21 protein-coding genes, 1 pseudogene and 1 riboswitch are annotated in these 24,994 nt (G+C 46.8%); of the genes and pseudogenes, 13 read left to right on the top strand and 9 right to left on the bottom strand.

Annotation, left to right across the window (positions count from 1 at the left end; all coding sequences use genetic code 11):
* The first annotated feature begins 58 nt into the window (after positions 1 to 58).
* The 3 genes from ACFS7Z_RS08440 (at position 59) to ACFS7Z_RS08430 (ending at position 3,445) form a co-directional block, all read left to right on the top strand.
* Entirely contained in the window at positions 59 to 1,162 is a 1,104-nt protein-coding gene (locus ACFS7Z_RS08440; RefSeq protein WP_377483339.1) for a carboxylate-amine ligase, read from the top strand.
* Positions 1,163 to 1,249: 87 nt separating this feature from the next.
* Positions 1,250 to 2,071, top strand: coding sequence for a type 1 glutamine amidotransferase (locus ACFS7Z_RS08435; protein ID WP_377483337.1), 822 nt, complete (start codon positions 1,250 to 1,252; stop codon positions 2,069 to 2,071).
* A gap of 180 nt (positions 2,072 to 2,251) precedes the next feature.
* Positions 2,252 to 3,445, top strand: a complete 1,194-nt coding sequence (locus ACFS7Z_RS08430; protein WP_377483335.1) for a hypothetical protein — start codon at positions 2,252 to 2,254, stop codon at positions 3,443 to 3,445.
* A gap of 96 nt (positions 3,446 to 3,541) precedes the next feature.
* On the opposite strand, the gene sucC is transcribed toward ACFS7Z_RS08430, so the two are convergent.
* Positions 3,542 to 4,738: an ADP-forming succinate--CoA ligase subunit beta gene (gene sucC, locus ACFS7Z_RS08425; protein WP_377483333.1), complete on the bottom strand. Its 1,197-nt coding sequence runs from the start codon at positions 4,736 to 4,738 to the stop codon at positions 3,542 to 3,544.
* Positions 4,739 to 4,948: 210 nt separating this feature from the next.
* Here sucC and ACFS7Z_RS08420 point away from each other — a divergent pair, with 210 nt between their 5' ends.
* The 4 genes from ACFS7Z_RS08420 (at position 4,949) to ACFS7Z_RS08405 (ending at position 8,844) form a co-directional block, all read left to right on the top strand.
* Complete coding sequence (locus ACFS7Z_RS08420) at positions 4,949 to 6,037, top strand: AI-2E family transporter (RefSeq protein WP_377483331.1); 1,089 nt, start codon at positions 4,949 to 4,951, stop codon at positions 6,035 to 6,037.
* Between the two features lie 121 nt (positions 6,038 to 6,158).
* Positions 6,159 to 6,827 (top strand): ABC transporter ATP-binding protein, encoded by a 669-nt coding sequence (locus ACFS7Z_RS08415; RefSeq protein WP_377483329.1) that lies wholly within the window; start codon positions 6,159 to 6,161, stop codon positions 6,825 to 6,827.
* A gap of 255 nt (positions 6,828 to 7,082) precedes the next feature.
* Positions 7,083 to 7,862: a hypothetical protein gene (locus ACFS7Z_RS08410; RefSeq protein ID WP_377483327.1), complete on the top strand. Its 780-nt coding sequence runs from the start codon at positions 7,083 to 7,085 to the stop codon at positions 7,860 to 7,862.
* Positions 7,863 to 8,028: 166 nt separating this feature from the next.
* Positions 8,029 to 8,844, top strand: a complete 816-nt coding sequence (locus ACFS7Z_RS08405; protein WP_377483325.1) for a transporter — start codon at positions 8,029 to 8,031, stop codon at positions 8,842 to 8,844.
* A 52-nt stretch (positions 8,845 to 8,896) separates the two neighbouring features.
* On the opposite strand, the pseudogene ACFS7Z_RS08400 reads toward ACFS7Z_RS08405, so the two are convergent.
* Positions 8,897 to 9,745: pseudogene (locus tag ACFS7Z_RS08400) on the bottom strand (HAEPLYID family protein).
* A gap of 301 nt (positions 9,746 to 10,046) precedes the next feature.
* Here ACFS7Z_RS08400 and ACFS7Z_RS08395 point away from each other — a divergent pair.
* The 6 genes from ACFS7Z_RS08395 to ACFS7Z_RS08370 all read left to right on the top strand — a co-directional run bounded on the left by ACFS7Z_RS08395 (position 10,047) and on the right by ACFS7Z_RS08370 (position 17,775).
* On the top strand, positions 10,047 to 11,957 hold the full coding sequence (locus tag ACFS7Z_RS08395) for a RecQ family ATP-dependent DNA helicase (protein WP_377483322.1): 1,911 nt from the start codon (positions 10,047 to 10,049) through the stop codon (positions 11,955 to 11,957).
* 331 nt (positions 11,958 to 12,288) lie between these two features.
* Positions 12,289 to 13,026, top strand: a complete 738-nt coding sequence (locus ACFS7Z_RS08390; protein WP_377483319.1) for a head GIN domain-containing protein — start codon at positions 12,289 to 12,291, stop codon at positions 13,024 to 13,026.
* 495 nt (positions 13,027 to 13,521) lie between these two features.
* The gene (locus ACFS7Z_RS08385; protein WP_377483317.1) at positions 13,522 to 14,514 is read left to right on the top strand and encodes a 2-hydroxyacid dehydrogenase; all 993 of its coding nucleotides are present in this window, start codon (positions 13,522 to 13,524) and stop codon (positions 14,512 to 14,514) included.
* A 67-nt stretch (positions 14,515 to 14,581) separates the two neighbouring features.
* Positions 14,582 to 15,292 carry an L-lactate permease gene (locus tag ACFS7Z_RS08380; protein ID WP_377483315.1) on the top strand — a complete coding sequence of 237 codons (711 nt, stop codon included), beginning with the start codon at positions 14,582 to 14,584 and terminating at the stop codon, positions 15,290 to 15,292.
* 2 nt (positions 15,293 to 15,294) lie between these two features.
* Positions 15,295 to 16,026 (top strand): L-lactate permease, encoded by a 732-nt coding sequence (locus tag ACFS7Z_RS08375; RefSeq protein ID WP_377483313.1) that lies wholly within the window; start codon positions 15,295 to 15,297, stop codon positions 16,024 to 16,026.
* Positions 16,027 to 16,422: 396 nt separating this feature from the next.
* The gene (locus tag ACFS7Z_RS08370) at positions 16,423 to 17,775 is read left to right on the top strand and encodes a KAP family P-loop NTPase fold protein (RefSeq protein WP_377483311.1); all 1,353 of its coding nucleotides are present in this window, start codon (positions 16,423 to 16,425) and stop codon (positions 17,773 to 17,775) included.
* 341 nt (positions 17,776 to 18,116) lie between these two features.
* On the opposite strand, the gene ACFS7Z_RS08365 is transcribed toward ACFS7Z_RS08370, so the two are convergent.
* The 7 genes from ACFS7Z_RS08365 to ACFS7Z_RS08335 form a co-directional block, all read right to left on the bottom strand.
* Positions 18,117 to 19,154 carry an LLM class flavin-dependent oxidoreductase gene (locus tag ACFS7Z_RS08365; RefSeq protein ID WP_377483308.1) on the bottom strand — a complete coding sequence of 346 codons (1,038 nt, stop codon included), beginning with the start codon at positions 19,152 to 19,154 and terminating at the stop codon, positions 18,117 to 18,119.
* A gap of 1 nt (position 19,155) precedes the next feature.
* Positions 19,156 to 20,139 carry an ATP-grasp domain-containing protein gene (locus ACFS7Z_RS08360; protein WP_377483306.1) on the bottom strand — a complete coding sequence of 328 codons (984 nt, stop codon included), beginning with the start codon at positions 20,137 to 20,139 and terminating at the stop codon, positions 19,156 to 19,158.
* 367 nt (positions 20,140 to 20,506) lie between these two features.
* A riboswitch (SAM riboswitch) is annotated at positions 20,507 to 20,609 on the bottom strand.
* Positions 20,610 to 20,706: 97 nt separating this feature from the next.
* Positions 20,707 to 22,143: an amidohydrolase family protein gene (locus tag ACFS7Z_RS08355; protein ID WP_377483304.1), complete on the bottom strand. Its 1,437-nt coding sequence runs from the start codon at positions 22,141 to 22,143 to the stop codon at positions 20,707 to 20,709.
* A gap of 25 nt (positions 22,144 to 22,168) precedes the next feature.
* Entirely contained in the window at positions 22,169 to 22,651 is a 483-nt protein-coding gene (locus ACFS7Z_RS08350) for a GNAT family N-acetyltransferase (RefSeq protein ID WP_377483302.1), read from the bottom strand.
* A gap of 78 nt (positions 22,652 to 22,729) precedes the next feature.
* On the bottom strand, positions 22,730 to 23,302 hold the full coding sequence (locus ACFS7Z_RS08345; RefSeq protein WP_377483300.1) for a pentapeptide repeat-containing protein: 573 nt from the start codon (positions 23,300 to 23,302) through the stop codon (positions 22,730 to 22,732).
* A 9-nt stretch (positions 23,303 to 23,311) separates the two neighbouring features.
* Positions 23,312 to 23,740: a nuclear transport factor 2 family protein gene (locus ACFS7Z_RS08340; protein ID WP_377483298.1), complete on the bottom strand. Its 429-nt coding sequence runs from the start codon at positions 23,738 to 23,740 to the stop codon at positions 23,312 to 23,314.
* Between the two features lie 142 nt (positions 23,741 to 23,882).
* On the bottom strand, positions 23,883 to 24,476 hold the full coding sequence (locus ACFS7Z_RS08335; RefSeq protein ID WP_377483296.1) for a hypothetical protein: 594 nt from the start codon (positions 24,474 to 24,476) through the stop codon (positions 23,883 to 23,885).
* Positions 24,477 to 24,994 lie beyond the last annotated feature (518 nt).

Here is a 24,994-nt window from a genome sequence, read left to right as displayed (position 1 = left end):
GCTAAAAGAGCAAAGCACAAAGGAAATTGGAATGATGTAAAACTTAAACTTACGTTTTATGAATGATTTCACCCTAGGTGTAGAAGAGGAGTTCATGGTGGTAGACCCCGTCACCCGGGAGCTTACCTCGCATGATCAGAAGATTGTGGATGCTGCCGAAAAGATATATGAGGACCAGGTGAAAGCAGAGATGCACCAGGCCGTAGTGGAGGTGGGCACCAGCATCTGCAAAAACACCGATGAGGCACGCGCGGAGGTAACCAAGCTACGCAAAACGGTGGCAACCCTAGCCGGCGAGTTGGGGCTGCGCATTGGAGCCGCTGGCACGCACCCTTTTTCGCACTGGCAACATCAACTGATAACAGACCACCCGCGGTACAGCGACATAGTGAATGAACTTCAGGAGGCGGCCCGCTCAAACCTGATTTTCGGCCTGCATGTGCACGTAGGCTTCCAGAGTAGAGATATCGCCTTGCATATTGCAAATGAGGTTAGGTATTTCCTGCCGCACGTATATGCCCTTTCCACTAATTCTCCTTTCTGGGAAGGTAGGAATACAGGCTATAAGTCCTTCAGGACAAAGGTGTTTGATAAATTTCCCAGAACAGGTATCCCTGACCTCTTCCAAAGTATAGAGGAATACGACAGCTATATAAAACTGTTGGTGAAAACCAATTGTATAGACAATGCCAAAAAGATTTGGTGGGACGTAAGGGTGCATCCTTTCTTTGATACCATAGAGTTCCGGATCTGCGACTGTCCGATGCTGGTAAATGAAACCATGGCGTTTACGGCTCTTTTCCAGGCGCTTTGTGCCAAATTGTACAAGCTCCGGATGCAGAATATGAAGTACATCACCTACACCCGCGCTTTTATAAATGAAAACAAATGGCGCGCTGCCAGGTATGGCATAGACGGCAAAATGATAGACTTTGGCCGGGAGATAGAAGTAAACACCAGGGCACTTATTCTGGAGCTGCTGGACTTTGTGGACGACGTGGTAGATGAGTTAGGAAGCCGCAAAGAGTTGAATTATGTGCACCATATTCTGGAGCACGGCACGGGGGCAGACCGTCAGTTGGAAGTATACAACAAGAACCAGAGTTTTACGGATGTAGTAGATTACATTACCTCGCAAACTTTAGTAGGAGTTGACGTATAAAGTGTCAAATTTAACTAGCACAGTATTTGTACAATTGATAAAAAAGTGCAATTTGTAGCTTTAGTTTTAAAAGGAGAGTTAGATTATATGTCAATAAAGGTTGCTATCCTGGATATGTATGATGGGTACCCGAATCAGGGAATGAAGGGCATACAGGATATTTTAAATAAGTACCGCACAAATAACAAGCTTGATTTAGATTATCAGGTCTTTGATGTAAGAGGCAAGAACGAGGTTCCGGACACCAGCTATGATATTTATATATCAACCGGCGGCCCCGGAAGCCCTGTGGATAGTGAAGGGTCGGAGTGGGAGAATAACTTTTTTGACCTGATTGATAAGCTGGATGCTATCAACAATGACCCTACTATAGCTGCTAAAAAGCATGGTTTCTTTATCTGCCATTCGTTCCAGTTACTGTGCCGCAAGTACAAGCTGGGCAATGTAGTAAAAAGACGTTCTCCCTCTTTTGGTATCTTTCCGGTTTATAAAACAGACCAGTGGGACCAGGAAGAGATTTTTAGCGGGGTAGATGAATCGTTCTTCGCTATGGACTCCCGAGAGTGGCAGGTGATAGAGCCGGATTTCAATCAATTTGAGAAAATAGGAGCGAAGCTTTTAGCCATTGAAAAGGAGCGGGCGCATGTAAACTTGGAGCGCTGCATAATGGCGATTCGGTTTAACGACTACTTCTTCGGAACGCAGTTTCATCCAGAGGCGGACCCAGTGACCCTGAAGGACTTCATGTTACAAGAAACCACTATGGAGCAAATTGTAAGTACCCATGGTGGTGAGAAATACTTTGAAATACTTCGGCTACTCGAGGACCCTACAGAACTGGAACTGACGCGCAAAGAGATTATTCCATCATTTCTTAACAAAGCGATCGGCGCTGTGCTGGTTGGGTAAGCTTTATTTTTAACTGATTTAGATAATAGAGCTTTATACCGGCAAGGCAGATTCTGAAATCCTGTCTTGCCGGCGTGGTTTATTTCTTTGAAGAGAGGGTGGGGGAGACTTAAAGTTTTTGTTGCTGCGGCAGGAAAATTGCGCGTTAGCAATAGAGAAATATTATAATAAGGTCATCGTATGGTAAAGGAAATACGGGAAAAGTATAATGCCGCGTTTACTCAGGAAGCATACCAGGAACTCTTAGCAGACCTTAACCGGCAGTTGGAGGAACCTATTAGTTTTAGAGTAGCGGAAACGCCGGTTTTCTTAACCCAGGACTTCAAAGATAAGCTAATAGCTGCAGGCGATGACCTGGTGAACGCTGTTCTCAGTAAAGACTTCAAGGAACTAACTGAAAAATCGATTCCGGTCGAGTGGAACACATCCCACGAAAACGAACGCCCTCATTTTCTTACGTTTGATTTTGCTGTTTGTCAGAATGAAAGTGGCGAAATGGTGCCCCAACTAATAGAACTGCAGGGCTTCCCGTCGCTTTATGGTTTCCAGTCTGAACTGGCAGAAAAGTATAAAAAGCATTTCCAGGTAACAAGTCATCTCACGCCCTACTTCCAGTCGCAGGACCAGAAAGAATACTTTGACTTGCTTCGCCGCACCATTGTTGGCCATCATCAACCGCACGAAGTCGTCCTGCTGGACATAAACGCCAGGGAGCAGAAAACAGCAGTAGACTTTTATATCACCGCCCGGCACATCGGTATAGAAATCGTTTCTCTTGATGAATTAAGACAGAAAGGGGACCAGATATACTTTATAAAAGATGGGGAGGAGAAGCCGGTGAAGAGAATCTACAACCGGTTAATTTTCGATGAAATAGAGAACAAGGAGGAGGCTTTAAAACATGTGCCAGACCTGCTGCGCACGGATACCATAGAGTGGGTCACGCATCCAAACTGGTTTTACCGCATCAGTAAGTATACCATGCCTTTCTTGGAGAGTGAGTTCGTGCCCGAGACCCGCTTCTTATCCGAAATAGAGACTTTACCAACTGATCTCACTGATTACGTGTTAAAGCCTCTCTTCTCTTTTGCCGGTCAGGGAGTTATTATCGATGTAACAGAGGAAGACATACAGGCCGTGAAAGACCCGGAGAACTGGGTGCTGCAGAAAAAAGTAGATTACGAACCTATTATTCAGTCACCAGACGGCTTAGTAAAGTGCGAGGTAAGACTCATGTACCTGTGGCCTGAGGAAGATAAAACGCCTACTTTGGCTATTAATCTGGCCAGGCTGAGCAGAGGCAAAATGATAGGCGTGCGCTACAACTGTAATTTCGACTGGGTGGGCGGTTCTGTTTGCCTTTTTGAGTCTTAAGGGAGTCAATAATTTATTTGACGTCTGAAGAGACAAAATAAAAAGCCTTCCCGTTTGCACAGGAAGGCTTTTCTATGATAAAAGCGATACTTAAAATTAAGCTTCTGCTAATACTTGCTTCACTTTTTCAGCTGCTTCTTTCAATACTACAGCGGAGTATACTTTCAGGCCAGACTCATCGATGATGCGCGCGCCTTCTTCAGCGTTTGTTCCCTGCAGACGAACGATGATTGGAACACGGATATCGCCGATGTTCTTGTAAGCTTCCACTACACCGTTGGCTACACGGTCGCAACGTACGATACCGCCAAAGATGTTAATCAGGATAGCTTTCACGTTCGGGTCTTTCAGGATGATGCGGAAACCAGCCTCAACTGTCTGCGCATTTGCCCCACCACCTACGTCAAGGAAGTTAGCAGGCTCACCGCCGGAAAGCTTGATGATGTCCATTGTTGCCATCGCCAGACCTGCACCGTTCACCATACAGCCCACGTTACCGTCCAGCTTTACATAGTTCAGGTTGTGCTCGCCAGCTTCAACTTCCAATGGATCTTCCTCTGTGATATCACGCAGCGCAGCCAGCTCTTTGTGGCGGAACAGGGCGTTATCGTCTAAGTCAACTTTAGCATCAACAGCTAATATTTTATTGTCTGATGTTTTCAGTACAGGGTTGATTTCGAACATAGAAGAGTCCGTATCAACATAAGCCTTGTAGAGGTTGGTAACAAACTTTACCATCTCCTTAAAAGCCGTTCCTTCCAAACCGAAAGCAAACGCCACTTTACGGGCCTGGAAGCCCTGCAGCCCTACAGCAGGGTCAATCCACTCTTTAATGATTTTCTCAGGAGTCTTTTCAGCTACCTCCTCAATGTCCATACCTCCTTCGGTAGAGGCCATGATCACATTCATGCCTTTCGCGCGGTCCAGCAGGATGCTCAGGTAATATTCTTTTGGCTCAGACTCGCCTGGGTAGTAAACATCCTGTGCAATCAACACCTTGTTTACTTTCTTTCCTTCAGGGCCAGTCTGGTGCGTAACTAGTTGCATGCCAATAATCTGCTCAGAAATCTCTTTCACCTGCTCCAGGTTCTTGGCCAGCTTTACACCGCCACCTTTACCACGGCCACCCGCATGGATTTGTGCCTTGATAACGTGCCAGCTGGTGCCAGTTTCTTCTGTCAGTTTTTTTGCAGCCTCTACAGCTTGCTCTGGCGTTTCAGCCACGATTCCTTCCTGGATGCGTACGCCGTAACCTTTTAAAATCTCTTTAGCCTGATATTCGTGTATGTTCATGCTTTCAGTTTTAATGGACGCCACGAAATTAAGCCTTTATTAGGTGAGATTCAAGAAAAGCTTTTTTTAAATATACCCTTAACGGTTGCGCAGAGGGCGCCTGCAATCACAATTTTTCTATTTTAAGAAATAGCTATTGTAACGAGGGCGGTCCTGAAAGAGTAAGTAGGGGAGAATAAAGATACTAACAACTGAAAATATTCGCTGCTTATGCCTGATGTTTACACCTACTCCAAACGCGTTGCCATTGCTACATTGATTGTACTGCTGATAATAGCAGGCTTTTACATGCTGGGCTGGCACGGTTACTTCTTCCTGCTCGTTTTTGCAGCTATTCTCATGGCTGTCCTCTTCTGCGGTATGACAGATTGGATTGTAAATAAACTGCACCTGAAACGGGGGCTGAGCCTGCTGCTGGCTGTGCTCTTTTTTTTCGGGATAATCATCCTGGCATTCTGGCTGGTGGCGCCTACTGTAAGCAAACAAATACAGGAAATGAAGCAGACAATTCCACAGGCCCTGAACCAGGTGCAGGATTGGCTGGCGCAATACGGATGGGGGCAGCGGCTCATTGAAAGAGTGCCCAACGATATAACCAAGGTGCTGCCTAAGCAAGATGCACTGCTCTCCAACCTGTCTGGAGCCTTTTCCACTACCTTAAGTTTCCTGGCTGACTTCGTGATTGTAATTATCACAGCCTTGTTTCTGGCTTCCAACCCTAAAATTTATACTGTTGGGCTGACCAAGCTTTTCCCGATACGGAACCGGTCACGCATCATGGAGGTGCTCGGCAAATGCTACGATATACTAAAGTCGTGGCTGGTAGGCATGCTGTCTGCGATGGCGATCATAGGGGTAAGTTCAGCTATAGGCTACAGCCTGATTGGCTTGCCCATGGCTTTTGCTTTGGCACTCATCGCTTTTTTCCTGGCCTTCATTCCCAACGTGGGCCCCTGGATTGCCGGAGTGCCCGCTGTGCTGGTGGGCTTAACAGTCAGCCCGCAGATGGCCCTCTACACCATCCTGGTGTATGGCGGCATTCAGTTAATAGAAACATACCTTATCACGCCCATCATCTTCCAGAAAACAGTAGATCTTCCGCCAGCCTTGCTGTTGTTCTTCCAGGTGCTGCTGGGCATCCTGCAGGGTGCGCTTGGGCTGCTGCTGGCTGCCCCTATACTTGCCGTGCTGATTGTGCTCATCAATGAGTTGTATGTAAAAGATGTATTGGAAGCCAAGCCCGTAGACGCCAGCGCGTCAGATGTGCCGGGAGCATCCGGGCTGGAGGCAAAAGGCTGATGGACTTGCTATTGGCCTGCCTGATACAAAAACAAAGTGCCGTTGCTAAAGTATTCCCTTTGTTTTGTAGCTTTGGCAGCATAATTGCCAATACAAATTGCCAACAAATCAATAACAAGAAGTGCTGCAGGTAACAAACATTCATAAAAAATACGGTTCGCTGGAGGTGCTCAAGGGCATCGATTTGTTTATTGCCGCTGGGGAGGTAGTGTCTATTGTGGGAGCTTCAGGAGCAGGTAAAAGTACCTTGCTGCACATACTTGGTACACTCGACACAACAGACAAAGGCGAAGTGATGTTTGATGGCAAGAATATCGCGAAGATGAATGCAACGGAAATGGCCCGTTTCCGGAACAGGCACGTTGGCTTTATCTTTCAGTTCCACAACCTGTTGCCAGAGTTCACAGCCTTAGAGAATGCCTGCCTGCCGGGCTTTCTGGCTGGAAGGCCTGAAAAGGAGGTGCGGGAGCAGGCAGCGCAACTCCTGCAGATGCTTGGCCTGTCGCACCGCATGAAACACAAGCCCTCCGAAATGTCGGGCGGTGAGCAGCAGCGCACAGCGGTGGCCAGGGCGCTTATTAATTCTCCCCGTATTATCTTTGCCGATGAGCCAAGCGGCAACCTCGACTCACAGAATGCGCAGGAGCTGCATGAGATTTTCTTCCGGCTGCGGAGTGAGTTTAACCAGACATTTGTCATCGTGACGCACAATGAGCAGTTAGCCGGCATGGCCGATCGCACACTGGTCATGAAAGACGGACTGATTGTGCAGGAGTCTCCGGTTCTCTGATTTTTGTACCCTTCTTTTCTGTATATTTTTAAGCCTTTCGTATACTTCTGGCTCTGAATCTCGTATCAATATTCCACCCTTTTCTCAACTTTTAGCTACAGCCAAGCCTCAGCGCAGTAGGCAGAAAATATTTTGAAAAATAATTGTAACTACTTGATTATCAGGTAATTTAGTTACAATATTTTTCTTATTTTTTGCACTATTTATTCATCTGCTCTGTTTAATATATGTACAAAGAAAAGAAGCTAAATGAGTATGAATCAAGATAATAAAGAGACAAAGGTGCAGAAAAAACCAAAGGTTGAAAGCTATGATATTTCTAAGTCAGATGAAACGCTGCACTTGGCCATAGACCTGGCAAAGTTTATCAAGGAGAACCGTCTTTATCAGAATATACAGGGCAAAGAATACGTGAACGTGGAAGGCTGGCAGTATGCTGGTTCCCGCCTCGGTATTCTGCCGGTGGTAGAGCATGTGGTAAACATCAGCACCGACGATGAAATCAAATACCAGGCAAAGGTAAACTTGCTTGACCTGCGCAGCCAACAGGTGGTAGGTGCTGGTTTTGCTATCTGCTCTAACCGTGAGCAGGGTAAGAAGTACTACCAGGAGTTCGCGATTGCCTCTATGGCGCAGACGCGGGCTATTGGTAAAGCTTACCGTAACATTCTCGCCTGGATTATCAGGGCGGCCGGTTACGAGCCAACACCTGCCGAGGAAATGGATTACAGCGGCAACGACCAGGCTGCCAAACCAGCGGTGCCAACTGAGAAGAAGGCAACAATGAAATCTTCGACCAACAGTGAGCCGGTAGTGGCGCAGGAAGAGCAACAGACAACCAGCGTGCGGTATGCGTCGGCAAAGCAGAAAGAGGAAATCATCAGCCTGCTGAATAACCCGACTATTACGCGCCAGGAGAAAACTAAAATGTTGCTCAACATCAACCGCTTTGATGAAGAACGCGCTGCACAAGCTATTGAGAAACTGAAAAAAGTAATCGAAGACCGCGAAGACGGTCAGTCAGCTGCAGCATAATTAAGTTTAATTTTACACTTCTGAGACCTGCTCCTGTATAGGGGCAGGTCTTTTCCTTTTTAAGCCTCTTCCCGGGCAAGTGTGCCGGTGCAGTATTTTATCGTCGTATACTATGCCTTGTGCAGCAGCAGCCGTATAAAGTTTCTTTGGCACTACATACTAAACTATGAAGAGAACCTATACAAAGCAATTATGGCAACTTAAATGGCTCCTGGTCCTGCTGCTCTTTTTCGGTGTTATACTACAGGGGCAGTGCCAGGAGGAGGTGCCGGAACAGTATGAGTTGCCGGAAATGGAAACAGACAGACCAGATCAAACGGAGGCAGCATCTCTTGTGCCCCGGAAGACCGTACAGTTGGAGACGGGGTTTTATTTTCAGGAGGATACGGAAAGTGGAGTGGAACAGAAAATAAGAGCTTATCCTACCGCACTGCTTCGCATTGGGGTGCTGGGCTGGCTGGAGCTACGGGTGCAGTCTGCTTTGAGAGATTCTGTGGCTGAAAGTCGCCGCCGCTTCAGAACAAGTGGTTTTGCTCCTTTAACAGTAGGTGCCAAGATAAAGCTGTGGGAAGAACAGGGCCTGAGGCCACAGGCAGCCTTCATGACAATGGTCGTCTTGCCTGTAGGAAGCCGGCAGTTTCGGCCTGAAAACCCTAATCCTACTTTTAGGCTTATGTTGAAGAATTCTCTGGCTGAAAAGCTGGACCTTAGCTATAACCTGATGTATGGTTGGGTGGAGGGAGAATCAATCAAAGGCTATGCAGTTAGTTTAGGGTATGATATAAGTGACAAATTTACGGTATACGGGGAAGCGTTCGGAGATAAGCAGACTGGAGACAAGGCAGAGCACTCTGTAGATGGCGGCATCCTGTTCATGCTGTTCCCAAACCTTCAGTTGGATGTAGCGGCAGGTAGAGCTTTAAACAAAGCGGCAACCGATTATTTTGTCACGGCAGGTGTTTCTGTAAGGCTACCCCGTTGAAAGATAGGCTCCAGCATTATTTGCTACCATTTATTCCTGCAAGGCCTAAGGTTTAAAACTTATGATGCTTTTTTTTGCTGGAAGGTTCATAAATGAGGCGCACAAAAGAACTGAGCCTTTCAGTTTCTTTGGAAATAGGTATACCTGTCACAATACCAACCATCATTCCTTCGTGTACCACCAGCCGCATCTGCGGCCTGATGATCATGTCAAAATGCCCTCCTTCAAACTCCTTGTTTAACTCCACTCCCACAAAGTTTCTGGTATGAGGTATCATGTAATGGAAACTGGTGTTTACCTCATAGTCGGCACTTATGCCTCTATGTCCGAAATGCCTCGTTAAGCGGGGGCCGGTATAAATAAGTGAATGGAAATCGTTTCCCCAGCGTTTTGCCGCCACAAAAAAAGGGTTGAGCAACACCCCCTGGAGAAGGTTTTCTTTTCCGAACCTGTCTAAGTCAGTAAACTCAAACTCTGTAATGTTTCCCAAAGCCAGGGAAGTATTCTATTTCTCCGAAACCAGGAAAGTATATTGTGCTGCCAGCTTTAAAGATTCGATACGGTCAGAAGGACGGTACATTTCAGGACGGAGGTCTCTGCTGTTCTGAGTAAAAACAGTCACCGGCACCTCTACTTCCAGTCCCAGCCTATCTGCAGGCGCCCATTCGTATTCAACAAGGAACTCATACCGGTCATACGCCAGGTTATCTGTCATTCCTGCACCGATGTTCCACTCCTTTTCACCCTTGTGCGCCCCTAGGTCCCGCATCAGGTCAATGTACAGCGGCTCCGCATGCTCTAACTTCAAAGGCTTTTTTACTGTTGAATCTGGCAAAACATGATGCTGCGCCTTTGTAAGTGAAGTGATCAAAAGAAGGCAGGCAAAAAAGTACAATCGCATAGAATATTTTAATTTGCCGCAAGAACCATCGGTAAGATTAAAAGGGGATTAAGGCGAACTTAAAATCAAATTAAAACGGCAGCCAAAGTTTGCCAATGTTCTGACTTCTCTGCTTTTCTTTTTCTTTGCATGCCTGCTTTTATTAATAGAGCCTGTACTGCTTTAGAAATATAGCAACGTGCTCAGGCTTCTCAGATTACTGTGAATCAGTGTACTGCTGTAGAGAAGCCTCCAGCTTACCTCTTTTTATACTTGTGTCTGATTTCTTATGTCCTATCTTCGCTGCATAAAACATCAGGCTTTGCAGGACATCCACCACATACTAAAAACCTACTGGGGCTATGCGCAATTCAGGCCGCTGCAGGAGGAGATCATCCGCTCGGTGCTGGCAGGGGAGGATGCCCTGGCGCTGCTCCCGACAGGTGGTGGTAAATCCATCTGCTTCCAGGTGCCTGCTTTGGCAATGGAGGGGCTGTGCCTCGTGATTACGCCGCTGATTGCCCTGATGAAGGATCAGGTAGAGCAGTTGAACAAAAGGGGAGTAAATGCGATTGCCGTTTATTCGGGCATGAACCGCCGCGAAATTGACATTGCCCTGGATAACTGCGTGTATGGGGAAGTGAAATTTCTGTACCTCTCTCCGGAGCGGCTCCTCACAGAGTTATTCCAGGAGCGGGTAAAGCGGATGAGGGTAAATCTGATAGCAGTAGATGAAGCACACTGTATATCTCAGTGGGGCTACGACTTCAGGCCACCTTACCTGCAACTGGTGGAATTGCGGGAAGTGCTACCCAAAGTGCCCGTTATCGCGCTGACCGCCACCGCCACCGAACAGGTGAAGGAGGATATACAGGAGAAACTGGCTTTCCCGAGGCCGAACGTCTTTCAGAAGAGTTTCTCGAGATTAAACCTCTCTTATTCCTGCCTCCATACAGAAGATAAAACAAACCGTCTGCTGGAGATACTGCAGCGCATGACCGGGCAGAGCATTGTGTATGTGCGGAGCCGCCGCCAAACCGTGGAGATAGCCAAATTGCTCCAGAGCCGCCGTATACCGGCCGCTGCATACCATGCCGGGCTTAAGTTCGAGCAGCGCAACGCGGTGCAGCAAAGCTGGATACAGGACAAGGTGCGGGTGATGGTAGCCACCAATGCCTTTGGTATGGGTATCGATAAGCCGGATGTACGGTTGGTTGTGCACCTCGACCTGCCGGAGAGCCTGGAGGCGTATTACCAGGAGGCCGGGCGTGCCGGGCGTGATGAGAAGTATGCTTATGCCGTTATCCTGAACGGGCCGAACGACATAGCCGAACTGCAGCGCAAAGTGCAGGAGGCGCATCCATCTATAGCCATGATTCGGCGGGTGTACCAGTGCCTGGCCAACTATTACCAACTGGCTGTGGGCAGCGGCCTGATGAGCAGCTTCGATTTTGACCTGGCCGACTTCTCCAAAAACTATAAACTGCAGCCGCTGGAGGTGCACCATACCATCAAGCGGCTGGAGACAGAAGGCTACCTGCAGCTGAACGAGGGCTATTATATGCCCTCACGGTTGATGCTTCTGTTAGACAACCTGGCGCTTTACGAGTTTCAACTGGCCAACCCGGATCACGATCAGTTCATCCGGGTAATTCTCCGAATCTATGGAGGCGAGGTATTTACAAATTTTGTAAAGCTGTCGGAGCGGAGGCTGGCGCAGCAACTGAACATGCCGGAACCGGAGGTGCGACGTAAGCTGGAGTACCTGCATAAGCTACAGGTAATTGCGTATGAGCCGCAGCACGATTCGCCGCAGCTGGTGTTTACGAAGCCCCGCGAAGATGCGAACGGCCTGCCCCTGGACACCAAAAGGCTGGCTGCCCTGCGGGAGCGAGCACTGCTGCAGGCCAAAGAGATGGGGCGCTATGTAGAGGCTAGCCACCGCTGCCGGACACAGCTGCTTTTAGAATACTTTGGAGAGATAACAGACGCCCGCTGCCGCATCTGCGATTACTGCCTGGCAGAGCGCAAAAAAGAGCGGGAAAGGCCGGAACAGGAAGCCCTTCGGGAAAAGCTGCTGACACTGGTGAAAGCGCAGGCCTGGCTACCAAAAGAACTGGTGCAACAGTTCGAGCCCAAACACGCTGAAACAGTGACTTCACTTGTGCGTGAACTGGTAGAAGTAGGCCGATTGAAGTACAGGGAAAGCGGGAAACTGGAAGCGGCAGAGTAGGAGAGCTTTTTTGAGAGTAACACTACTGGTTTGCAACCAGTTTCTTGCCTCTTTGTCTCAACGTTTCCACGTTATCCTGTATTTCCGGGTTAGGTGCTTTCAAATAAACAGCTGATTTTCCCCTTGTGTCTTCTTTCAAAATAATGTCAACAAGCACTGGTGCAACACTCCACAACCTAATCCTTCCCTTATGTGGCGGCCATGCTTACCCATCATAAGCCTGCTTTACCGATAATATAACAGTCTTTTAAAGTTATAACATAACTGCCTTGCAACGCTTCCGCTATTTTCAGACTCTTCTTTTTGAACTATGGATAAACCAAAGTAAAACATGAAAAAGTACCTTTTGTCGAAATCAGGTAAAGCTGTTCAGTGGCCGCTGGTAGTATGTGGCATGTTATTTTTCAGTGCCTGTGATGATGTGCAGTGTATCAAAGGAAACGGAAACGAAGAGCGCCGTACCCTGACCCTGCAGCCGTTTAGCGAACTGGAAGCCAATGGTGACTTCAAGGTATACATCACCCAGGGCGAACCGCAGAAGGTAGAAGTGGTAGGTGAATCCAACATCTTGAGTGACCTGAGCACACAGGTGCGTAACGGAAAGTGGGAGATTGAGCATGAGAGCTGTGTACGGAGGGCTGAGCCGGTAGAGGTTTACATCACCATGCCTGAAGTGAAGGCGCTGTACCTGAACGGCTCTGGCCTTATAAACAGCGAAAATAAGCTGGATGTAGAGGAGTTGCCTGTGCAGGTAAATGGCTCAGGTAAAATTGATTTGGAGCTGGACGCATCAAAAGTAATCACTCGCGTGACCGGTTCCGGAGAGGTGTGGCTAAGTGGCAGAACAGCAATGCAAAAAATAAATATGTCTGGTTCTGGAAGGGCAGCTACAGCAGACCTGGCAGCTGAAGATGTGACGGTAAATTTATCCGGATCTGGTGAAGCTGAAGTAAGGGCCAGCAAATCACTCACTGCAGATGTCTCCGGAAGTGGAAAGGTCTACTACTACGGTAACCCGGCAGTAGTAAGCACGAATATCAGTGGCTTCGGTAAAGTGGTGAAAAGATAAATATAGCTACATCACGTTTCTTTCGATGTCTTACATAACATGTTAGAGAGAACCCTAAACGGCAGCAGGCAGGCTGCTTCAGAATTATAGTAACCCGATCCTATTGCTTTAACCCTTAAAGTAAGCCCGGATTAGGTGCGTGCCCAGTCCGGGCTTTGTTGTGTAAGATGGGATTGGAAACTAAGGCCATCCAACCTATAGCGTTACAGTTGTCTGAGCAATTAAAGAATAATCGAGCAGTATATATAGTTGTTCATCAGGAAAGATTAACCCTGATTTTATGCATTTTTTAGATAGTGGATACGAGCTGATTTCATAAGCTTTGTAGTAAATGCGTATAGTCAGTTTTTTATACAGCATCCGTCATGTTTGCTGAGATGGTTGCTGTATAACTTGCACTAAAGCGAGGCGAATATGCTTTTGCAATTGTAAACCTAAAGCTGTGATACGTCGCCTCCTGCTTGTATCTTTTTATAAATATTTATACCTGCTCCCATGAAAGTAGCTTTCTTCAGCACCAGGAAATATGATAGCCAGTATTTTTCCCAATACAATGCGGCGTATAATCACGAACTAAATTTTCTGGAGGTGCCGCTTAACAGTCACACAGCACCGCTGGCCAAAGGGCACGATGCTGTGTGCATTTTTGTGAATGACCAGGCGAATGAGGAGGTGCTGCAGGAACTGGCAAGGCAGGAAATAAAGCTTATTGCCCTGCGCTGTGCCGGCTTTAATAATGTCGACCTGAAAGCTGCCGCGGCATTGGGTATAAAAGTAGTAAGGGTACCAGCCTATTCCCCCTACTCGGTGGCCGAGCACACTCTGGCACTTATACTCACCCTGAACCGGAAAACACACCGCGCCTACAACCGTGTAAAAGAAGGTAACTTCGCCTTGAATGGATTAATGGGTTTCGACCTCCACGGCAGAACCATTGGTTTAATAGGATTGGGAAAAATAGGGCTGGTAACGGCTGGTATTCTGAAAGGCTTTGGCTGCAAAGTGGTGGGGTATGATATTGCAAGACCAGCGGAGGCAGACTCCTTGGGGATAGATTTTGTTGACCTGGACACGCTGTACGCCCAGTCTGACATAATTTCTCTGCACTGTCCGCTTACGCCGGATACGTATCATATCATCAACTCAAAATCGCTCGCCAAAATGAAGAAAGGAGTGATGCTGATTAACACCAGCCGTGGGGCACTCATCGATACAAAAGCGGTGATAAGCGCCCTAAAATCAGAAAAGGTAAGTTACCTGGGGCTGGATGTGTATGAGGAGGAAGCAGCCTTGTTTTTCGAAGATAAATCAGAAAACGTCATTCAGGACGACATCTTCATGCGACTACTCTCCTTCAACAACGTGCTCATCACAGGGCACCAGGCCTTCTTCACCAGCGATGCCATGCAGGGAATTGTATCCGTAACGCTGCAGAACATTTCTGATTTTGAGGAAGGGAAAGCCCTGAAAAATCAGGTACTGCCTTAGGTCTTAGTATAAAATACGCTCCATAAAAAGCCTATCTCTTATTATACTTGCATACATAGTATAAAGCATGATCTACATCCTTTCCCTGTTGCCAATCCTCATCCTGGTGGTGCTCTCGCTGGCAAGAGGAGTGAAAGTGGCGGTAATGGTAGGTTGGGTGGCTACAACGGTTCTCTTCTTTTACTGGGGTGCTGGCTTCAATCAATACCTGGGGGCGTTGGGAGTATCATTGCTGACTACCATCAACATACTCATGATTGTGTTGGGGGCGGTCTTCCTCTACAACATCATGTCGCATACGGAGATGATCACGCAGATCAGCCATTCCCTGGACGGGCTGCATCCTTCCAATGAGATCCGTTTTTTCCTGCTGGCGCTGGGGCTATCAGCTTTCTTTGAGGGAGTGGCGGGCTTTGGTACGCCAGGTGCTATTGTGCCGCTCATCTTGATGGCACTGGGCTTCAGTGCGGTACTTTCGGTGTCGGTGGTTTTGCTGTTTGATGGGCTGGTAGCTCTTTTTGGAGCAGTGGGTACCCCAGTCCTTATTGGCATGCAGGCACCTCTTGGTCTTTCTGCTGGTGAGGTGAATACCATTGGCATGATAGCCGCTTTCATGGTGGTGCTGGCAGGTTTACTGGTGTTGCTGCTGGTGTTCCGGATGGTTGCCAGGGAGTACGGACCGCTGGAGCATAAAAAGCAGGTGCTGTTACTCTATACTTTCTTTGCCATCCCTTTTTGTGTGTTTGCCTGGCTGGTGCCGGAGCTGGCTACTCCTTAACCATGCTGGGGCTTTCGGTGCTGTACCTGGGGCGGGGCAGAAGCAAAATCGACCTGAAGCCCTGGCTGCCCTACGCGGTGCTGGCTTTTTTGCTTTTGCTGCCAAAGCTTTGGGAACCCCTGCGGCAGTGGATAGGGTGGGAGCTGGCTTTTCCTGACATGTTTGGCACTTCCATTCGTGGAGCCATCAAGCCGCTGCAATCGCCTTTGCTGCCTTTTGTGGTGGTGGGGCTGGGAGTAGCCTACTTTAAGAAAAGCAAATCTTTGTACCTGCGCGAGCCGCTCAAGAAAATGGGGAACGTGTTTGTTGTCCTCTTTCCTTCTGTTGCCATTGCCCAGCTTATGATTTATTCAGGTGTCACGCAGCCTTCCATGGTGCGTTATATTGCGGAGATGATGAGTGCGCTGGGGCAGGCGTATGTGGTGGTATCGCCGTTTGTGGGGGTGATGGGAGCCTTTATTACCGGCAGCACAACCATCTCTAATTTAGTATTCAGCGCCTCCCAGGTTGAGACAGCCGTTTCGCTTGACATTGCTCCGACCACCATTCTTGCCTTGCAACTGTCTGGCGCTTCTATAGGAAACGCCATCTGCCTGTTCAATATCATTGCTGCAGCTTCGGTTGCCAACATCAAGGACTATCGCAGTGTGCTTTCTAATAATATGCTGCCTGCGCTGACAGCTGCTTTGGTAGTGGGATTGTTGGGGATAGGATGGATGGCGATTGGAAACTAAGTATCCTTTTTTGTGGAAAATGCGGAGGAGTAAGAGATGAATTCTCATTCAAAGAGCTGCCTGAAGAGGAGCAGCCACATTAGGAAAAACAAGGGATGTTAGCACCTATAGACTACTTTCTACACTGTCCCAGCTACGAGGAGTATTCCGCCTTATTCATGAAAGAAGAGTTTTAGCAGAAGAACAGGGTAAAACCGGTTTTTTGTTTTACAACAGTATCCTTCTTATTATATATGCTATATTACGTTTAGTGTTAAAAATTAGCAAGTGAGTAACAAGCTAAGTGTGGCCGCGGATTCTAGTAACACTCCAAATCATCAAATCTTAATTCTTATAACAATGAGTTTGAGGCATAGTGAACTTACAATAGAGCCTGGTAACCCTTTTGCTAACTGTATGCTCGACCGACAGAAATATGCAAGAGTTTTAACAGGGATAATCAATTTGCATCCTACAGGTTTTGTTTTGGCAATCAATAATAAGTGGGGAACAGGGAAAACCACATTCATAAAAATGTGGGAGCAGGAGCTAAAAGATGATGATTTCAAAACGTTGTATTTTAATGCATGGGAAAACGACTTTGAAAACAATCCTTTGACAGCTCTCATGGGAGAGTTAAAGACGCTTACAAAAGAGCCGAATGAACCTAAGTTTGGGAAAGCATTAAAAAACGCAGCAATGTTATCAAAGCATATTGCTCCAATTATGGTACAAGCAATTGTGGATAGGTATGTTATAAACACAGAGCTCTTAAAAGATGCTATTGTGGATGTATCGAGAGGGGTAAATGATATTTTCGAGAACGAAGTCAATGAGTATGCTAACAAAAAGAAGAATATTAAAGAATTTAGAAATAGCCTATCAGACTTCATCTCTAAGGTAAATAAAGCTAAACCACTTATATTTATTATAGATGAGTTAGATAGATGTCGTCCAAACTATGCTGTATCAATTTTAGAACAGATTAAGCACTTCTTCTCAGTTCCTAATATTGTGTTCGTCTTGTCTATTGATAAAGTTCAGCTTGGAAATGCTGTTCGAGGAGTTTATGGAAGTGACGCAATAGACTCTGATGAATATCTTAGAAGATTTATTGACATAGAATATTCAATCCCAGAACCAGATAAAGGATCCTATTATAATTATCTATATAATTATTTCGATTTTGACAACTTCTTTAATTCTGAAATAAGAAGAGAAAACCATGCCCTCACTTCTGATGGGAGAGAATTTTTAAATGTATCGGAAGTTTTATTCAAGGACACTTCTTTATCTCTGAGAAAGCAAGAAAAAATATTTGCTCATGCTCGACTTGCTTTACGTAGTTATAATGCAAGACAACCTGTTGTGCCCTCTGTTTTCTTACTTATGGTCTACCTTAAAGTTGTTGACGATAGTTTCTATAGTGAGATTAGAAAAAAAGCTTTAACTATAGAACAATTGCAACAGAAGTTCTTGACACTTGTACAAGGCGAAGTAACTAAAGAACGGAATAGAGAATTATTGTGGCTGGAAGGTTATCTGATACTCTTCTACAATAACTTTGTTTATACCCCACATACTAGAGAACATGTGTATAAAAGGAATACAGCCGGAGAAAAAGAACTAGTTATCAAATCAGTTACTAACCCACTTGAAGAAAAAGGTCTCCTCTCAGTATTTGATGAAATTGACAGAAAGGGAATTGGTGATTTTGAGATTGACCGCTTTTTGAAAAGGATAGATTTGACAGAGCATATTCATATATAATGTCTTTAGATTCTAATACACCTAACATCTAAGCTTTTTAGTTGCCTAATCATCAACGTTATGTGGTAATTCATCACTTGAATAGAATTTTACGACGTATTGATACTACAATTCTAAAGTGCACGCACAATAATAGCATTTCAAAATGCAAATTCCCCTCCCGGGAGGGGCTAAGGGGTGGGTTATTCTGCTACTGATTTTATATTAATGACTTAATACACAGCGCTCACTTTATGATATTATAGCCTACTTGCCTCAAGTATCTTTCAAAAGAAAACCCCATCCGCCAAAGGCGCATGGGGTTCAGGTTAGATTAGTTATATAATTTGTGTGTTAGTTTTTTATGCTGACTGTTGCTGCGGGTTGAAGGCTTTGATAACGGAATCAGAGAAGCGCTCCATTTCTTCTAATTGTGGGCTGCTCTGCAGCAGGAAGAAGTCAACGCCTACCTTTTCAAACTCTCCGATACGGTCCTGTATCATTGCCGGAGTGCCTGTCAGGCCTGTTCTCAAGCCACGGTTCGAAACAGAGTAATCCTGCAGCGACACCTGCTGTTCCAGTTGCGTGCCCGCCAGCCACTGCTGGTAGTTATCGTATCCAGCGGCAGACGCTTTCACGTCTGTAATGCGGTCCAGTTCCTCCTTAACTTCAGCTTCTGAGTTTCGCACGATGCTGTAGGCGGCCACACCATACTTCATCGGCGGAAGGCCCAGCTGCTCACGTCGGCGGCTCATGTCAGCGATGCGTTCCCCTATTTTTTCAGGAGAATCACCGTGCATCACGTAGCCGTCGCACTGCGTGCTGATCATTGTTTTGGCTGCTTCCGACTCACCGCCTGCATAAATGAAAGGCTTTTTGGCTGGCTTTGGCTGAAGAATGTTATCCTCCACCTTGTAGTACTTGCCCTCATACGTGAAGTGGTCTTTCTCCCACACATTCGTTACCACGTCCAGCCACTCTTTGGTGCGCGCGTAGCGGTCGTCGTGCTGCTCAAAGTGAATACCGTACTTGGTAGCCTCATCACGCCACCACGACGATACCACGTTCAGCGATAATCTGCCGTTGCTGATAAGGTCGATGTTTGCCGCCTGCTTGGCCAGCTGTGCCGGGTTGTGGAACGTAGGCCGCACCGCCACCATAATTTCCAGTTGCTCCGTAACAGCTGCCAGGGCCGCCGCCGTAGACCAGGCATCCAGCGAAGGAGCAGCTTGGCCTTTAATATCATTCAGGTACAGCTCCGCGATAAGGGAGAGGCTGTAGCCCCAGTCCTCACTTTTCTGCGCCAGCGTTTTGACATAGTCCCAGGAGGTATCCATGCCCTCGTCCGGAATGTTCCGGAGCCATCCTCCGAAAACAGGTAACCAATATCCGAACTCCATGCTATGCCTCCTGTAGTTTAAGTTGTGCTTTCTTCTCCAGGTAATCCACCAGGCGCTCGTGCGGGTTAAAGCCAATCACGTTCACAGCGTCTGCCACAAAGTTAGAGAGGGCATTCACATCGTAGTAGTAAATTTGGCCGTCGCGCTCATCCACCATATACTCAATACCACCCACGTCAATACCCGCTTCCTGCACAATACGCTCAATGGCATCTATTACTTCCTGCTCTGGCGTAAATGCCTCTACTTTCAAGCCGTTCTTTGGCGCATCCAGGGCGCAGGCGTTGCGAGTCAGCTCCTTACCGTTTGTGGTCTGGCAGATATCAGCAGGGCAGAGATTAAAGCTTTCGCCGTTGGTATACACCTTGATGGCATAAAGGTATTTGCCACCCAGTGTTTCTACGCGGTTAATGTGTCCGCCGCGCGCCACCACGTACTCCTGCACTAAAGCGGTATTGTCGATACCCAGTTTTACTTCTCCGGCTTTTACGGCCTGGGCAAGTTCCTCGGCAGAGTCGTAGCGCACAATGCCGGCACCACTACCACCAATGTTTGCCTTTACCACTACCGGGTAGCGCAAGCCTTCTGCCGCTTTCACTGCCTGGGAAGGGTGGTTGATAACACGGGCTTTCGGGTAAGGGAGGCCCAAACGCTCCAGCAGGGTAATCTGCAGGGCTTTTGATGTCTCGTACTGGAAAGCTTTGTAACCGTTTACCACCGGAATGCCGCGGGCCTCTAATTGTGCCAGTAGGCCAAGGGTGTAAAAAATGCCCTGCTCGTTGTTACGCAGGTAAGCTGAAGGGCTCATGCGGTTGAAGAACAGGCTGTAAGGCAGTTCTATCTGTGCCGGGTCGTAGGTATGCTCGGCCGCGTTCAGGCGCTCATACGGTATACCACGGGCATCCAGCTCGTTAAACAATGGGCGGAACCAGTCCGGGTGCTCGTGGAAAATGGCGATGGGTCTATCTGATGAATAAGTTGACATAGGATTTCTCTTAAGTTTATGTATAAAGCTGCAGTAGGCAGCCGGTGTTATAAATTTGAATTTCTAATTGAAACCTGCTGCATGCAAAGCGGCAGGTATAGTTCTAATGGAGTGAGGCGCTACTATGTTATGTACGGAAACACAAGCCACAGCTACTCCTGAAACTTGCTGATGCTGGCAAAAGAGAGTTATAAAGTGGCGAAATGCCAGAGCTTTACACCTACAGCCAGGGCAGCAGGACTAGCAACAACAGCAACAACAATAAGTGGAGGTAGTAAATAACGAGGTGTTACCGATGGAGTTGAACCGGTAAAAAGAGGCTACCTGGGCGGTAGAACGTGATAAAAAGGTATTCTTCATGAATGCTAATTTATATGCCCTAAATAGTTTAGGCAGGATGTAGCACCTGGTTTGTTAACTGGTTGCTAGAAGTTCACAGAGCCTGTTCTCTCCCTTCTTCTTTATAAATCAAATACTATGATGGGTAGTTGACTTTACGGATGCAAAATTGGCAGCTGATTTTTAGAATTCCAAATAATTCCAGGAAAATAATGTAGCTACATGAGTTTATTTGTCTTTCACCTCGTTTAGCAGGCGCTGCAGGTCCTGTGCTGTATACACTTTACCTCCAACAATTAGAGTGTTAATATTCTGCGTGTTGCTGATTTTCTCCAAAGGATTCTGGTTCAATATAACCAAATCAGCTACTTTACTTTGTTCTACCGTCCCATACTGCTCTGCTTTACCCATGAATTGAGCGCCGTTGATGGTAGCCGTGCGGAGAGCCTGGGCAGGAGTGAGGCCGGCTATTACCATCTGCTCGAGTTCTTTGTGCAGCGAAATGCCCGGGTACACATAGGAGTTAAAGGCGCCAGCATCGGAGCCTGCGAGTATAGTGACGCCTGCTGCCTGCATAGCTGGCACCAACGTATGGAACTTCGCATTCAGGTTATTAGAAAACTGTACGGACTCTGCTGACCGGCGTTTGGCGCTATTGATACGGCGGGCATAAGTTTGCTCAATACCATCTCCGATGTATGCGAGGTACTCATCGTTGCTGTGATCATCCTGGTGGAGGTTGTCCAGCACCTCACTGATGTGCAAGGTTGGAACCACGGCGGTATTAGCCTCGGCCATGCGCTGGAAAAAATCCCGGGCAGTACCAGCATCATAAGAGTTGTAGAGCCAGTTGAGAGTGGTATAGAAGCCAACGGGCTTATCGCTCTGGGAGCTGGTACGAACTACGGTGGTGATGCTATCTTCCTGCGGCGAACCGGACTTGAAAGCATAGTAAAGGTGCTCCGTTATATCGAGGCCACTGTCGATAGCTTCGCCCAGGGTGACGGTGAAAGGCATATGGCCCGCGGTCATCATGCCTCTTGCTTCCGCTTCTTTCACGATAGCCAGGAAAACATCCCTGGAGATGGTGCTGTCATAAATCTTCACGAAGTCTACTCCCAAACGCTGCAGTGAGTCCAGTGCGGCGGGTACTTCAGCCACTGTGGCCACCTCAATAGAACCTTCCCAAACAGGCTTCGGTCCATCCAGTTTAGGACCTGCCGTGATGATGCGGGGGCCAACCAGTTCGCCTGCTGTTATCTGGTCTCGCCACTGCCGGATAGCAGGATAGAGGTCGCCACCGGCGTCGCGTACTGTCGTTACGCCATTGGCTATAAAGAGGGGGAGCAGGTTCTTGTTTTCTTCTACCAGTGCCTCACCTCCGCGCAGGTGAATGTGGTTGTCCCAAAGACCCGGTATGACGTATTTACCCTGTGCATCAATGGTGGCGGTTGCCTTATATTTTTTTGCTGCCTCCGTACCAGAGATTTCCTGAATGATGCCTGCATCTATCACCAGTGTCTGGCCAGGACGCACGTTTCCTGCTGTTACATCCACTACATTTGCATTCGTAATAACAAGGTCGTGGGTACTTTGCTGTGTGGCGGCGCATCCTGCAAAAAGAAGGCTGCTGAAGCATAATGCTATAGAAGAAAGATATCGCATGTCAGGGAAAGTTTAAATGTGCAGTTTAGCTTTTTTTAGCCTTAGAAGAAACATCGAGTACCATGTGGTGCGTGGAAGGAGTAAAGCCCTGTACTTCCCAGAACTTTATAGCAGCTGTATTTTTTACTGATACCTGTAGCTCAATGTGGTCGGCTCCTTTATCGATTAACCAGTTTTTAGCAGCCTCGAACAGCTCATTACCAATACCTGTGCCTCTATAGTGCGCCTTCACCACTGTTTCGGCTATGTAGCCTTTTTTAGAAAGCTTGAAGCCTGGTGCCGCCTGTTTCAGACTCGCTATGATCATACCCTGCCATTCATCTTCCTGCACATACCCGAAAAACCGTGTGTCTTTATCTTTCAGCCTGACCAGTAGCTCCTTTTTTTGCTCCTGCTCGCTGTTCGGTTTGTACTTGAAGATAGGGTGGTAAGGTTGATGAAAGTCCAGCAATTCACGCCACAACTCAAAAACATCGTCAATATCGTCTGGGTCGGCTTCTTTGATCAAGGGGCAGGGTTTAAGTAGTGTATGCCACTGTTATACGACGCTTTGTATAAAAGCTTTGGATTGTGATTTCTTATATGGTCAGTCCACCACAATAGCGTGTTTTTCTAATAAACCTGGTAAGCCTGTGAGGGAGAATCTTGCTTTTCTGATTTTATTTGTTTCCGGATCGATGGAATAGTTGCTGGCCGTCCGGAGATCTACCTTTTCCAGTATCGTTTGGTCGAATATCGTTCGGCTCAGGTCACAATCGCTAAAGCAGGAGCCTGACAAATCTGTTTGCGTGAAGTTGGCTTCTTTGATGCTGCAGCCATCAAAGGTCGTTTTCCTGATTTTCCTCCTGAAGAAAGAAACAAAGTCGAGGATGCAGTTGCTGAAGCTTACTGAAAACAGGAACTCCTGGCAGGAGCTGAAATCAACGCCCATTACTTTGCAATTGTAGAAACCAACCTGCTTCAGTCCGGTATGATCTATCCGCATGTTACTCAGGTTACAACCCTCGAACCGGCAATCGATAAAGTCGTTGCCGGAAAAGTTGCTCCCGGAGAAGTCGCAGTTGGTAAAGGTGCAGGCCTCAAACTCTCTCCCGGACACGGCTTTGTTGGCGTAACTGATTTTATCAAAGGTTTTATCGCGGTGGTGTGTTTCCTTCATCTTCTGTCGCTATTGAGGTTTATCAGGAGAGATAAAGGTTACCTCCACAATCTGGTTGTCCTTCACTCTGTATACCGCAATAGCATCGAAACGGGGCTGGTCTTTGCTGCGTCTTACCTTCTCATGGTCAATCACCACATTGCCTGCTATAATCCTGTTCACCACTTCGCAGTGCAGCTCAGGCGTGTTCGCGAACATCTGGCCATACCTTTTCCGTAACTCCTCCCTGCCCTGGTAACTGAGCACACCCGGCTGCCGGTACACTTTCACCGTATCGCTGAAAGCCTTTGCAAAGGTGTCGATATCGCGGTTGTTGTAGCCTTTTAGCTGTAGCTTCACAGGAGCAAGAACAGATGCTTCATCCTGTTTTGCCTGTGCCTGTGCGGAGAAAGAAGTTACTGCCAGTAAGATAAAAATCAGGAATGGCTTGATATACATAAGCTTGATATTTATGAGTTAAGCGTCTTTTTGCTGCTGCAAATTTGGGGAAATTACTGAAGATTGCCTCTTATACCTGAAGAGTCTTTTATTTGAAGGTTGCCTTCCTTGAGACTGAAGGGTACTCTATGTTTCTTCCTAATCATTTTGGCAAAACAGTTTTGGCTGTGGAAAGATCAAGTCTTTTATACTTATCTTTTATCATTTCATCAAATTGAATTTTATCATCTGTAAAAGAGACGAGTCCGGTATCAAAATGCCATGTTCCTAAGTAGTTCACAGTGTTAGGTTCCACAGTAAAAACGTAATACTTTATTTCGTCTGGATTAATCTGTCCGGAACTAACCCTTTTATCAGAATCATCAGTTGCGTCGACACCTTTCAAAATTGGCTCGGTAAAGATTTTACCACCGTACCACTTACTTTGAGTCCACCAATAATTTAATATGGCATATGTTCCTGGTTCCAGTGCATAGGTAAATGTATTCTCTTTTGCAGATTTGAAAGTCGGTTTAACTCTGAAAGCAAACGCTTCTTTTGTTTCCACATTAACTATCCTGATATCCTGAGGAAAGCCACCGCTGCTAAAACCTAGTCTTTGTATGAAGTTGCCATATATCACGGCTTGCCCGGACGCAACGGCATCATTGCTTCCTACCTCCTTTAGCTGCTCAAAATTCTGCCCTTTAGCGACAATTGCTAGTAGTATAAAGAAGGCGGTTAGTAAGTGTTTCATTTTTACTTGTTTCTCTTAACGTGGAGTTGCTGCAGCGTTATCATATCTAAGGCTAAAGCTACTGTTTCTAAAGCGGATTTCTACTTCCAGTCTTCCAATTATCTCAGTATAAAATAAATTTATTCCATCTTTAAACTTTCATCCAATATGTAGCTTTCTCCTTTCGCTGTTTTAAGCATAAAGGCCTGATCGCCGTAGTGGATCTGGCAGGATTGCTCAGCCTTTTGAGCACCTCTACCTGCCTCTTGGGCTCCCTGTGCCATCAATATTTCAGCATACTTACCAGGTCCGCAGGCAGCATTAAGAATTTAATTCCTTTCACTTCAGGTATCAAGCTAGCATATATGTCCTATCATAATTAGGCATTGTGGGGTTTATGCTCAATCATCTGATGGTAGCTTTCTGCCATTTCTTCGTAGGCAGCTATTATTTTCTCTTCTGATCCTTCCATTTTCAATGTCATAATTATTTACCCAGGTTGTTGAATATAGAACGTTTAATAGCCGATAAACAATAAC

The organism is Pontibacter toksunensis, assembly GCF_042686245.1.
In the GTDB taxonomy this organism is placed as follows: Bacteria; Bacteroidota; Bacteroidia; order Cytophagales; family Hymenobacteraceae; genus Pontibacter; species Pontibacter toksunensis.
This window is presented reverse-complemented; position numbering and strand designations above follow the sequence as displayed.